The 11883-nt window shown below is 74.9% G+C and carries 12 protein-coding genes and 1 riboswitch; of the genes, 11 read left to right on the top strand and 1 reads right to left on the bottom strand.

Annotated features, from left to right (window positions below; translation table 11 throughout):
- The 6 genes from metK to Q1V71_RS19420 all read left to right on the top strand — a co-directional run.
- On the top strand, positions 1–893 hold an 893-nt coding region (gene metK / locus Q1V71_RS19445; RefSeq protein WP_300646018.1), incomplete at its 5' end, for a methionine adenosyltransferase.
- 133 nt (positions 894–1026) lie between these two features.
- On the top strand, positions 1027–3087 hold the full coding sequence (locus Q1V71_RS19440; protein WP_300646017.1) for a primosomal protein N': 2061 nt from the start codon (positions 1027–1029) through the stop codon (positions 3085–3087).
- Between the two features lie 256 nt (positions 3088–3343).
- Entirely contained in the window at positions 3344–3892 is a 549-nt protein-coding gene (def, locus tag Q1V71_RS19435) for a peptide deformylase (protein ID WP_300646016.1), read from the top strand.
- A gap of 13 nt (positions 3893–3905) precedes the next feature.
- The gene (gene fmt, locus Q1V71_RS19430) at positions 3906–4829 is read left to right on the top strand and encodes a methionyl-tRNA formyltransferase (RefSeq protein ID WP_300646014.1); all 924 of its coding nucleotides are present in this window, start codon (positions 3906–3908) and stop codon (positions 4827–4829) included.
- Positions 4822–6192, top strand: a complete 1371-nt coding sequence (locus Q1V71_RS19425; protein WP_300646013.1) for a transcription antitermination factor NusB — start codon at positions 4822–4824, stop codon at positions 6190–6192. Before fmt ends, Q1V71_RS19425 begins: the two co-directional genes overlap by 8 nt.
- Positions 6189–6581: a hypothetical protein gene (locus Q1V71_RS19420; protein ID WP_300646011.1), complete on the top strand. Its 393-nt coding sequence runs from the start codon at positions 6189–6191 to the stop codon at positions 6579–6581. Before Q1V71_RS19425 ends, Q1V71_RS19420 begins: the two co-directional genes overlap by 4 nt.
- Positions 6582–6588: 7 nt before the next feature.
- Here the strand turns inward: Q1V71_RS19420 and Q1V71_RS19415 are convergent, their stop codons facing one another.
- Positions 6589–7308 carry an AAA family ATPase gene (locus Q1V71_RS19415; RefSeq protein WP_300646009.1) on the bottom strand — a complete coding sequence of 240 codons (720 nt, stop codon included), beginning with the start codon at positions 7306–7308 and terminating at the stop codon, positions 6589–6591.
- A 71-nt stretch (positions 7309–7379) separates the two neighbouring features.
- Here Q1V71_RS19415 and ligD point away from each other — a divergent pair, with 71 nt between their 5' ends.
- The 5 genes from ligD (at position 7380) to ribD (ending at position 11883) form a co-directional block, all read left to right on the top strand.
- On the top strand, positions 7380–8360 hold the full coding sequence (ligD, locus tag Q1V71_RS19410; protein WP_300646008.1) for a non-homologous end-joining DNA ligase: 981 nt from the start codon (positions 7380–7382) through the stop codon (positions 8358–8360).
- Positions 8357–8782: a hypothetical protein gene (locus Q1V71_RS19405; RefSeq protein WP_300646007.1), complete on the top strand. Its 426-nt coding sequence runs from the start codon at positions 8357–8359 to the stop codon at positions 8780–8782. The genes ligD and Q1V71_RS19405 overlap by 4 nt, the downstream gene beginning before the upstream one ends.
- Before the next feature lie 94 nt (positions 8783–8876).
- Complete coding sequence (locus Q1V71_RS19400) at positions 8877–9827, top strand: lipid kinase (RefSeq protein WP_300646006.1); 951 nt, start codon at positions 8877–8879, stop codon at positions 9825–9827.
- A 26-nt stretch (positions 9828–9853) separates the two neighbouring features.
- Positions 9854–10519, top strand: a complete 666-nt coding sequence (gene rpe, locus Q1V71_RS19395; protein ID WP_300646003.1) for a ribulose-phosphate 3-epimerase — start codon at positions 9854–9856, stop codon at positions 10517–10519.
- Positions 10520–10581: 62 nt separating this feature from the next.
- Positions 10582–10727, top strand: a riboswitch (FMN riboswitch).
- A gap of 85 nt (positions 10728–10812) precedes the next feature.
- Positions 10813–11883 (top strand): bifunctional diaminohydroxyphosphoribosylaminopyrimidine deaminase/5-amino-6-(5-phosphoribosylamino)uracil reductase RibD, encoded by a 1071-nt coding sequence (gene ribD, locus Q1V71_RS19390; protein ID WP_367280167.1) that lies wholly within the window; start codon positions 10813–10815, stop codon positions 11881–11883.

The following is an 11883-nucleotide window of genomic DNA, read 5'->3' as shown; positions in this document are numbered from 1 at the left end:
CGCAGGGTGTGGACACCGCACACGAGACCCGCGTCGAGGGCGCCGGTGACCCGTTGGACCTGCAGGGCGCCGGCGATCAGGGGCTGATGTTCGGATACGCCATCAAGGACACCCCGGAACTGATGCCGCTGCCGATCGCGCTCGCGCACCGGCTCTCGCGCAAGCTCACCGAGGTGCGCAAGTCCGGCGTGCTGCCGTACCTGCGGCCCGACGGCAAGACCCAGGTCACCATCGAATACGACGGTGACAAGCCGGTTCGCCTCGACACGGTCGTCATCTCCACCCAGCACGCCGCCGACATCGACCTGGACAACCTGCTCGCGCCCGACATCCGCGCGAAGGTCGTCGACGCCGTCATCGGTGACCTGGAGCTGCCGTCGCTGGACACCTCCGACATCCGCCTGCTGGTGAACCCGACCGGCAAGTTCGTGCTCGGCGGCCCGATGGGCGACGCGGGCCTGACCGGCCGCAAGATCATCGTCGACACCTACGGCGGCATGGCCCGCCACGGCGGCGGCGCCTTCTCGGGCAAGGACCCCTCGAAGGTCGACCGCTCGGCCGCCTACGCGATGCGCTGGGTCGCCAAGAACGTCGTGGCTGCGGGCCTGGCCCGTCGCTGCGAGGTCCAGGTCGCCTACGCCATCGGCAAGGCCCAGCCCGTGGGTGTCTTCGTGGAGACCTTCGGCACCGGCACGGTCTCCGACGAGCGGATCCAGGCCGCGGTGCTCGAGGTCTTCGACCTGCGCCCGGCCGCGATCATCTCCGACCTGCAGCTGCTGCGTCCGATCTACGGCCAGACCGCGGCGTACGGCCACTTCGGCCGCGAGCTGCCCGACTTCACCTGGGAGCGCACCGACCGCGCCGAGGCCCTCAAGGCCGCTGTCGGCGCCTGACCCACCGCCGAGGCGTCACTTCTGAGCCCTCGACCCGTCAGTTCCGCACCTCCACGGTGACGGAACCGACGGGTCGAGGGTTCATTTCTGACGGCTCGGCGGGGGCGTCGGTCCGGGCTGGTAGAACTCGCGCATGCCCGCCCACCCCGAGGAACAGCCCGAGCTGCTCCCGGGGTTGGTCCGCTCGACGGTGAAGCAGGCGCAGGCCAAGGCCCGCGCCACGCGTGAGCGCAAGGCCGCCGGGGCCGCGATCACCGACGTCGACCCGGTGGCGCGCGTGCTGCTCGACCTCCCGCTCGCCCACCTCGACCGGCCCTTCGACTTCGCCGTCCCCGCGGCGATGGCCGAGGCAGCCCGCCCCGGGGTGCGCGTGAAGGTGCGTTTCGCCGGCCAGGACGCCGACGGGTTCGTGCTGGAGCGCCTGGCGACGTCCGAGCACCCCGGTGTGCTGCAGCCGCTGCGTCGCGTGGTGAGCCCCGAGCCGGTGCTGGTCCCCGAGGTGGTGGAGCTGGCGGGCGCGCTCGCCGAGCGGTACGCCGGCACCCGCGGTGACGTGCTGAGGCTTGCTGTCCCGCCCCGGCACGCGACGACCGAGGCCGAGGAGCAACCCCCCGCCACCGGCGTCGTCCCGCGCGAGCCGGCCGCGGCCGAAGCCGCCTGGGCCGAGCACCCGCTCGCCGCCGCCTGGCTCGGGCACCTGCGCTCCGGCACCGCCCCCCGCGCGGTCTGGAACCCTCCCCCCGGCGCCGACTGGCCGCGCCTGGTCGCCGAGGCGGCGTTGACCGCTCCCGGCGGGGTCGTCGTGTGCCTGCCCGACGGCAAGGACGTCGAGCGCGTCGACGCGGCGCTCCGGGCGACGGGGGAGCCGGAGCAGCACGTCGTGCTGACCGCAGACCTGGGTCCGGCTGCCCGCTACCGCTCGTTCCTGCGGGTGCTGCGGGGCCAGCGGCGGATCGTGGTCGGCACCCGGGCAGCCGCCCTGGCCCCGGTGCCGGACCTCGCGCTCGTCGTCGTCTGGGACGACGGCGACGACCTGCACGCCGAGCCGCGCGCGCCCTACCCCCACACCCGCGAGACGCTGCTGCTGCGCGCCGAGCGCGCTGGTGCCGCCGCGCTGCTGGGCGCCTTCGCCCGCTCGGTCGAGTGCGAGCACCTGGTGCGCAGCGGATGGGCCCCCGAGCTGCTGGCACCCCGTGAGGTGCTGCGCGCTGCGGTGCGCACCGCGGTCGCCGGGGCCACCGAGCACGACCTGGTGCGCGACGCCCACGCCCGCGCGGCGCGGATGCCCAGGCAGGTGCACGACCTGTTGCGGGAGGCGGTCGCCGAGGGGCCGGTGCTCGTGCAGAACCCTCGCCACGGCTACGTCCCGGCGCTCGCGTGCGAGCGGTGCCGCACCCCCGCGCGCTGCACCGCCTGCACGGGACCCCTGCGCCTCGGCTCGCCCACCGAGCCGCCCGCCTGCCGGTGGTGCGGGGAGGTGCACGCGGCGTGGTCCTGCCCCGAGTGCGGGCACCGCGGCCTGCGCGCCCCGGTCATCGGCCAGTCCCGCACCGCCGAGGAGATCGGCCGCGCGCTCCCGAGCGTCCGGGTGCGCACCTCGGCCCGCGACGGGGTCCTGGCCCGCGTCGACGGGCGGTCCCAGGTCGTCGTGGCGACGCCCGGCGCCGAGCCCGTGGCCGAAGGCGGGTACGCCGCGGTCGTGCTGCTCGACGCCTGGCTGCTGCTCTCACGCCCCGACCTGCGCACCGAGGAGGAGGCGCTGCGGCGCTGGGCCAACGCCGTGGCGCTGGTCCGCCCCGGCGGCCGCGCCCTCGTGGTGGGCGATCCGGCGCACCCGGCCGTCCAGGCGCTCGTCCGCTGGGACATGGGCGGCTTCGCCGCCCGCGAGTCCGCGGCCCGGGTCGAGGCGCACCTGCCGCCGGCCACCCGGTTGGCGACCCTCACCGGTGCTCCCGGGGCGCTCGACGACGCCCTCACGCTGCTCGACGTCCCCGACCCGGTCGAGGTGCTGGGGCCGGTCGACCTGCCCGACCACGACCCCTACGCCGAGGGTCCGCCACGCCAACGGGTCGTCGTCCGGGTCCCGCGCGCCCACGGGCCGCGCCTCTCGGCCGCCCTGGGCGAGCTGCAGCGGCTCCGCTCGGCGCGCAAGCTCGACCCCGTGCGCATCCAGGTCGACCCCCCGAGCCTGTGAGACGAGGTCGCTGGAGGCGCGACGTCGGTGGGTGCTGGCGGGTGGGTGGGTGAGCGGTGCCGCGGTGACCCCACCGAGCCGGCGCTGGTTCGAGGGTGACTCGGCGCCCGTTCGAGCGTGACCCGGCGCTAGTTCGAGGGTGACTCGGCGCCCGTTCGAGCGCGAGTCGGCGCCAGTTCGAGCGTGAGTCGGCACCGGCGGCCGTGACCGCGGCGCGAAATCGCCGTCCTGCGGCGGCGCTCCTAGACTCGCGCCCATGCCCGTCCAGCCGATCCGCCTCTTCGGCGACCCGATCCTGCGCCGGCCGGCCGTCGAGGTCGTCGACTTCGACCGGGAGCTGCACCGCCTCGTGCAGGACCTCACCGACACCATGCTGGCCGCGCCCGGCGCGGGCCTGGCTGCGCCCCAGATCGGGGTGGGCCTGCGCGTGTTCACGTGGAACGTCGACGGCGAGGTCGGCCACCTGGTCAACCCGACCCTCGAGCTGTCCCAGGAGCAGCAGGACGGCCTCGAGGGGTGCCTCTCGATCCCCGACATGACCTTCGAGTGCCTGCGGGCGCTCTCGGTCGTGGCCAACGGCTTCGACATGCACGGCGAGCCGGTGACCATCCACGGCAGCGACTACCTCGCCCGCGCCATCCAGCACGAGACCGACCACCTCGACGGGGTCCTGTTCGTCGACCGCCTCGACGAGGAGACCCGCAAGCTGGCGATGAAGGAGATCCGTGAGGCCGAGTGGTTCGGCGCGGCTCCCCCCACCGTCAAGCTCTCCCCGCACCCGATCATGAAGGGACTCCCCACGTGAGGAGCACAGCCTGATGCGCGTCGTAGTCGCCGGCACCCCCGAGGTCGCCCTGCCCGCCCTGGACGCGATCGCGGACTCCCGCCACGAGCTGGTCGGCGTCGTGACCCGACCCGACGCGCCTGCCGGTCGCGGTCGCAAGCTCGTGGCGAGCCCGGTCGCCGTGCGCGCCGAGGAGCTCGGGGTGCCCGTGCTCAAGCCCGAGCACCCGCGCGACCCGGAGTTCCAGGAGGCGCTGCGCGCACTGCGTCCCGACTGCTGCCCGGTGGTCGCGTACGGCGCGCTGCTGCCGCAGTCGGCGCTCGACATCCCGCCGCACGGCTGGGTCAACCTGCACTTCTCCTGCCTGCCCGCGTGGCGCGGGGCAGCCCCCGTGCAGCACGCGATCTGGGCCGGTGACGAGGTCACCGGTGCCACGACCTTCCGCATCGTCAAGGCCATGGACGCCGGCCCGACCTTCGGCGTGATGACCGAGCGGATCCGCGAGGACGACACCGCGGGCGACCTGCTGACCCGGCTGGCCGAGGGCGGCGCCGGCCTGCTGGTCACGACCCTCGACGGCATCGAGGACGGCGTCCTCGTGCCCCGGGAGCAGCCCGAGGAGGGGGTCTCGATGGCGCCGAAGATCCTCGTCGAGGACGCGCGGGTCGACTGGACCGAGCCCGCGCAGGCCGTCGACCGCCGGATCCGTGCGTGCACCCCGTTCCCGGGCGCCTGGAGCACCTTCGAGGGCGAGCGGATCAAGATCGGCCCGGTCACGATGGCGGCCTCGAACCTCGAGCCCGGCGAGATCGCCGTCGGCAAGAACCACGTCCTGGTCGGCACCGGCACGTCAGCCGTGCGCCTCGGCGAGGTCAAGGCGTTCGGCAAGAAGCAGATGGGCGCGGCCGACTGGGCGCGCGGCGTCCGGTTGGAGGACGGGGCGCGGCTGGGTGGCTAGCCCCGAGCCCCCGGTCGGCAACCCCCGCTCGGCCGCGCTCGAGGTCCTCGCCGCGGTCCGCGAGCAGGACGCCTACACCAACCTGCTGCTCCCGGCGGTCCTGCGCCGCCACAGGCTAACCGGCCGCGACGCCGGTCTGGTGACCGAGCTCGTCTCCGGGACCGTACGACGTCAAGGCACCTACGACGCGGTCCTGGCTGCCTGCCTGGACCGGCCGTTGCGCCGGCTCGCCCCCGTGGTCCTCGACGTGCTGCGCCTGGGCGCCCACCAGTTGCTCGCCATGCGGGTGCCGGCCCACGCCGCGATCACCACCTCGGTCGACCTGGCCCGGGAGGCCGAGGGTCGCGGGGCCGGGGGACTGGTCAACGCCGTGCTGCGCCGGGTCTCCGAGCGCGACCTGCAGGGCTGGCTCTCCGAGGTGGCCCCGCCCCGCGACCAGGGCTCGGACCGCCACGACGCGGTCGTCCACAGCCACCCCGCCTGGATCGTCGCCGAGCTGCGCCGGGCCCTGGGTGAGCGCGGACCGAGCGAGGTCGAGGCCCTCCTCGCCGCCGACAACGCCCCGCCGCGGGTGACCCTGGTCGCCCGGCCGGGACTGGCCACCCGGGACGAGCTGCCCGGCGAGCCGACCCCGCTGTCGCCGTACGGCAGCGTCCTGGAGGGCGGCGACCCCGGCGCCGTGCCGGCCGTGGCCGAGGGCCGCGCGGGTGTCCAGGACGAGGGCTCCCAGCTCGTCGCGATCGCGCTCGCGGCCGCACCGGTGCTCGGGCGCGACGAGCGCTGGGCCGACTGGTGCGCGGGCCCCGGAGGCAAGAGCGCGCTGCTCGCCGGCCTCGCCGCCGAGCGCGGTGCCTCGCTGCTCGCGCTCGAGCGCACCCACCACCGCTCCGGTCTCGTTCGACGCAACCTCGCGACGACCCCGGCCGTCCACCTCGTGGCGACCGCCGACGCGACCCGCCCACCGGTCGCCCCCGGCTCCCTCGACCGGGTGCTGGTCGACGCGCCCTGCAGCGGCCTCGGCGCCCTGCGCCGCCGGCCCGAGGCGCGGTGGCGACGCACCAAGGCTGACATCCGCGGGCTCGTGCCGCTGCAGCGCCGGCTGCTGGGCTCGGCCCTCGACGCGGTCCGCCCCGGCGGAGTGGTGCTCTACGCGACCTGCTCCCCGGCGCTGCCGGAGACCGGCGGCGTCGTCGAGCACGCCCTTGCCGGCCGCGACGACGTCGAGCTCGTCGATCTCGGCCCGGTCCTGCCCCAGGCCGAGGACGCGGCCGGCCCGCTCGCCGGCACGCTGCAGCTGTGGCCGCACCGCCACGGCACCGACGCGATGTTCCTCGCGCTGCTGCGACGGGTCGACGCCCGATGACGCAGCGATCGGGTCGGGTGCTGGTCCTCCTGCTCGTGGTGGCCGCCCTGGCCACGACGCTCCTGTGGGCCCGACCGTGGCAGCCGTCGCTGTCCGCGGTCACCACGGGAGAGGTCTCCTGCACCTGGGAGGACGGCCGGGCCGTCATCCGGGTCCCGGTGCGGGTGGAGGGACGAGGCGAGGTGCCGGTCTCCGTCCGCGGCTTCGTCCACCGCGTCCGGGAGCCGAGCGTGCAGCCCTACGTCTCCACCGAGAGCGCGCAGGTCGAGGCCGGGACGCGACGAGTGCTCGAGGTGACCGTGCCGATCACCCGCGCGGAGTGGCGCGGCGGACGCTCGGCGTGCAGTGCCGCCGCCGCGGTCGGCCAGGACCCGCCCGTGCTGCCCTGAGAGCGGCTCAGTCGAGGACGTGGCGCAGGTAGCGCTGCGGCTCCTCCAGGTAGCGGCGCCAGTGCTGCACCAGCTCCAGCTCCTCCCAGACCGCCTCGCGCAGCCCCCACTCACCGACCTCGAGGATCGTGGCGCCCGGCATCGCGGCCAGCACGGGGGAGTGCGTCGCGCACAGGACCTGCCCGCCGTCACGGACGAGGTCGGCCAGCGTGCCGACAAGGGCCAGGGTCGAGGAGAACGACAGCGCGGCCTCCGGCTCGTCGAGGCAGTAGAAGCCGGGGGAGTCGAAGCGGGTGCGGAGGACCTCGAGGAACGACTCCCCGTGGCTCATCTCGTGCAGCCGGCTCCCGCCCCCGACCTCGCGCTCCTGGTAGGTGTACCAGCCGTGCATGGTCTCCGCCCGGAGGAAGAAGCCCCACCGACCGGCTCCGATGCCGCGCTGCAGTCGTAGCAGCGCTGACAGCGTCGACTCGCTCGGTCGGGTCGAGTGCCGACTGTGGATCGAACCGCCTTCGGGAGACAGCCCGTAGGCCATCGCGACGGCCTCCACCAGCGTGGACTTGCCCGACCCGTTCTCGCCCACCAGGAAGGTCACGCCCCGACCCAGGTCGAGCCCCGTCCTCGCCAGCTGCTGCACCGCCGCCAGGCGCCCCGGCCAGGAGCGCGCGTCGAGGGAGTCCCCCGGCTCCACCGTGACACGGACGACGGGAGGCTGGTCGAAGAACACCCTCGCGAGCGTAGGCGTGCCCACCGACGGGTGGGACCGCCCGGTGCGGGCCCGCGGCTAGGGTCGCGGACATGCCCTCGAAGCCGCCCGCCGTGGAGATCGAGGTCGACGACAAGGTGGTGCGGGTCTCCAACCCCGACCGCGTCTACTTCCCCGAGACCGGCGCGACCAAGCTCGACCTGGTCGAGTACTACCTCGCCGTCGGGCCGGGCATCGTCAACGCCCTGCGCGAGCGGCCCTGCATGCTGCACCGGTTCCCGAAGGGCCTGGCCGGGCCCAAGGTGCACCAGAAACGGCTGCCTGCCGGTGCCCCGCCGTGGGTGGAGACCGTCCGGCTGCACTTCCCGCGGTGGAACCGCACGGCCGACGAGCTGTGCGTCACCGAGCTCGCGCAGGTCGTGTGGGCGGTGCAGATGAGCACCGTGGAGTTCCACCCGTGGAACAGCCGCCGCGCCGACACCGAGAAGCCGGACGAGTGGCGCATCGACCTCGACCCCGGACCGGCGTGCGGCTACGCCACCGTCCGCCGGGTCGCCCACGTCGTGCACGAGGTGCTCGACGAGCTCGGCGCGGAGGGTTTTCCCAAGACCAGCGGCAGCAAGGGCCTGCACGTCTACGTCCGGATCCGCCCCGACCACGGCTTCAAGGACGTACGCCGGGCGGCGCACGCCTTCGCCCGTGAGGTGGAGCGCCGCACCGACGACGTCACCACCACCTGGTGGACCAAGGACCGCGACCCCGGCCAGGTCTTCGTCGACTACAACCAGAACGCCCGCGACCACACCATCGCGGCGGCGTACTCCGTGCGCGGCCTGCCCGACGCCCGCGTCTCCACCCCGATCCGCTGGGACGAGGTCGACGACGCCGACCCGCGCGACTTCACCATCGCCACGGTCCCGCGGCGCTTCGCCGAGCTCGGGGACCTGCACGAGCGGATCGACGAGACCGCCTGGGACATCAGCCCGCTGCTGGAGTGGGCCGACCGTGACGACGCCGAGCCCGAGGGGGACGACGAGGACGGCGTCGACGGCAGCGAGGAGGACGCGCGGTGAGGGGTACCTGGGACGACGTCAACCGCCGCCTGGCCGGGGCGATCCTGGCCCTGGACCTCGACGACGTGCTCGTCATCGGCGAGCGGGTCGAGCCGGTCAAGCGCGGCCTGTTCCGCAAGGCGCCCGCGGCGGCACCGCGCCGATGGGCCTCCGTCACGGCCGCCCAGAGCGCGCTCGTCGCCGAGGTCGTCGGGTCGACCTCCTTCGGCGGGGAGTGGCCGACCGCGCCCGAGGTCGAGGCGCAGCTGCGGCGCCAGGGCTGGCAGGAGCCCTGGTCGCAGGACTTCCGCACCTGGAACCGCGAGGCCCCGCTGGTCAAGGCGCCGGTCATCGCCCTCGCGATCGTCCGCGCCTTGAAGGCCCTGGGCTGCGAGGTGGCCGACCTCGAGGTGACGCTGCGCCGCGAGGACCCGCAGACCTGACCGAGGGCGACGACGGCCGCTGCCGGCAGCGGTCTCATCGTCTCCTCACGAAGTCCTCACCGACGTCTCATCCCTTCGGCCTAGCGTCGCTGCCGTGATCGTCCCCGGCAGCCAGGTCCCCGTCGTCGTCAACCCGGGCTCGCGCCGCGGCGCCGCCGCCTGGCCCGAGGTACGCCGCCTGCTGACCGAGGCCGGCGTCGTGCCCCGCCTCCACGCCGTCGGTGAGGGGCGCACGCTGACCTCGGCTCTCGACGAGGCCCTCGCCGGTCGACCCCCGGTCCTCGTCGTCGGCGGGGGAGACGGCACCGTCGGCTGCGCGGCCGCCCGGGTCGCGGGCACCACGACCGTGCTGGGGGTCCTGCCTCTCGGGACCGCCAACGACTTCGCCCGCACCCTGGAGCTGCCCGACGAGCTCGCCGCCGCCACCAGGAACCTGCTCGAGGGCCGGGTCGTGGACGTCGACCTGGGCCGGGTCGACGGCGAGGCCTTCCTCAACGTCGCCTCGCTCGGGCTCTCGGTGGGCGTGACCCAGCGGCTCACCCCCGGGCTCAAGCGCCGGCTCGGGCCGGCGGCGTACCCGGTCGCCACCCTGCTCGCCTACGGCCGGCACGACGGGTTCCGCGCCCGGCTGGAGTTCCCCGAGGGCGACCACCCGCCGCTGGAGCTCGACGACCTGCTGCAGGTCGCCGTCGGCAACGGGGTGCACTACGGCGGCGGCAACACCGTCTCGCCGACGGCCTCGGTCGACGACCACCTGCTCGACGTCTACGCGATCGTGCGCGGCCGGGTGCGCGACCACGTCTCGATCGCACGCTTCCTGCGCACCGGCGACTTCGTCGAGCACGAGCTGGTCCACCACGTCACGACCCGGGCCGTGCGGGTGGTCACCGAGGAGCCGATGGCGGTCAACCTCGACGGCGAGCTCGCGGCGAGGACGCCGGCCACCTTCACCGTGGAGCGCAACGCCGTGCATGTCGTGGTGCCCCAGCACAGCCGGGCCGCACGGCTCGACGGCCCGGCAGGGGAGCACCCGCAGGCGGTGTGAGCCCGGGTCTGGGAGGATGACCGCCCGTGGGACACGTCCAGATCACGCCGAGCATCCTCAACGCCGACTTCGCCGCCCTGGGGGCCGAGGTGGCCCGCATCCCCAGCGCCGACTGGATCCACGTCGACGTGATGGACAACCACTTCGTCCCGAACCTCACGTTCGGCCCGACGATGGTCGAGGCGCTCGCGCGGTCCACCGAGACCCCTCTCGACGCGCACCTGATGATCGCCGACGCCGACCGGCACGCCCCGACGTACGTCGAGGCCGGCTGCGCCTCGGTGACCTTCCACGTCGAGGCGGCCGCGGCGCCGGTCCGGCTGGCCCGCGAGATCCGCGCCGCGGGTGGTCGCGCCAGCATGGCGCTCAAGCCCGCGACGCCCGTCGAGCCCTACGAGGACCTGCTCCCCGAGCTCGACATGCTGCTGCTCATGACCGTCGAGCCCGGCTTCGGCGGTCAGAAGTTCCTCGACCTGGTGCTGCCCAAGATCCGCCGGGCCCGCGCCCTCATGGACAAGCACGGCGTCGAGACCTGGCTGCAGGTCGACGGTGGCGTCTCGCTGGAGACCATCGAGCGCTGCGCCGAGGCCGGCGCCGACACCTTCGTCGCCGGCTCGGCGGTCTTCTCCGCCGAGGACCCCGACGCGATGGTCACCGCCCTGCGTGCGAAGGCGGACGCCGCCCGGACGTGACCGGCGTCACGGGGAATAGACACCGACCGCTGTGGTTGACTCCTCCAGACGAGTGAACATGCTCGCGTGCTCTGGGGGCGGTGGAAATCCGCACCGGCGGTGAGCGGCCGAGAGGCCGCGAGCCCGCGACCCGGTGACAGCCAGTCACCGGTTGACCAGGTGGGAATCCTGGGCCGACGGTCAAAGTCCGGATGGGAAGTGCACGCAGCGGCAGGTCACCCGCGCGCCGTCACGCACGACGGCCGTGGTCGCCCGCCGTCCCCCCGAGTCCGCGGCCGGACCGAGGACGAGCGTTGACCGACCAGACGAGCAGGCAGGCGTGGACCGCTGCCGAGACCGCCGCGATGCGGCGCGCGCTCGAGCTGGCGGCGACCCCCGGCGTCCCGCTCGGTCCCAACCCGCGCGTCGGCTGCGTCCTGCTCGACGACGACGGTCGCACCGTGGCCGAGGGCCACCACCGCGGCGCCGGCACCGCCCACGCCGAGGCCGACGCGCTCGCCCGGGCCGGTGACCGGGCCCGCGGCACCACCGCGGTCGTCACCCTCGAGCCCTGCAACCACACCGGCCGCACCGGCCCGTGCGCCCAGGCCCTCCTGGCCGCCGGCGTACGACGGGTGGTGCACGCCCAGTCCGACCCCAACCCGGTCGCGGCAGGCGGCGCGGACACCCTGCGCGCCGCAGGGGCCGAGGTGGCCTCGGGGCTGCTCGCCGACGAGGCGCGCGCCCTCAACCGGGCCTGGACCTTCGCCGTCGAGACCGGGCGCCCGTTCGTCACCTGGAAGACCGCCACCACCCTCGACGGCCGCAGCGCGGCCGCCGATGGCACCAGCCGCTGGATCTCCAGCACCGCCGCTCGGCGCGACACCCACCGGCTCCGCGCCCTGGCCGACACCATGCTCGTCGGCACCGGGACGGTGGCCGCCGACGACCCGCGGCTCACCGTGCGCGACGCCCACGACCGCGACCTGCCCCACCAGCCGCTGCGCGCGGTGATGGGCCTGCGGGACCTGCCGCCGACCAGCCGGGTGCTCGACGACGCCGCCGAGACGCTGCTGCTGCGCACCCGCGACCCGCACGAGGCGCTGGCGACGCTGCGGCAGCACGACCGCCAGCACGTCTTCCTCGAGGGCGGCGCCACGCTCGCCGCCGCCTTCATCCGGGCCGGCCTGGTCGACGAGGTCGTCGCCTACGTCGCGCCGGCCTTCCTCGGAGCCGGCACCGGCACCGTCGCCGACCTCGGCATCACCACCGTCTCCGCCGCCTGGCGCCCCGTGGTCGAGGACGTCACCGTCCTCGAGCCCGTCGTCGCCGGCGAGCAGCCCAACGTGCGCATCACGATGCGCCCCCAGCGAGAGGACCACTGA

Source organism: Nocardioides sp., assembly GCF_030149505.1.
In the GTDB taxonomy this organism is placed as follows: Bacteria; Actinomycetota; Actinomycetes; order Propionibacteriales; family Nocardioidaceae; genus Nocardioides.
This window is presented reverse-complemented; position numbering and strand designations above follow the sequence as displayed.

Coding starts and splice junctions, on each gene's coding strand:
- Q1V71_RS19440 (WP_300646017.1), top strand. CDS start 1,027: ATGCCCGCCCACCCCGAGGAACAGCCCGAGCTGCTCCCGGGGTTGGTC.
- def (WP_300646016.1), top strand. CDS start 3,344: ATGCCCGTCCAGCCGATCCGCCTCTTCGGCGACCCGATCCTGCGCCGG.
- fmt (WP_300646014.1), top strand. CDS start 3,906: ATGCGCGTCGTAGTCGCCGGCACCCCCGAGGTCGCCCTGCCCGCCCTG.
- Q1V71_RS19420 (WP_300646011.1), top strand. CDS start 6,189: ATGACGCAGCGATCGGGTCGGGTGCTGGTCCTCCTGCTCGTGGTGGCC.
- ligD (WP_300646008.1), top strand. CDS start 7,380: ATGCCCTCGAAGCCGCCCGCCGTGGAGATCGAGGTCGACGACAAGGTG.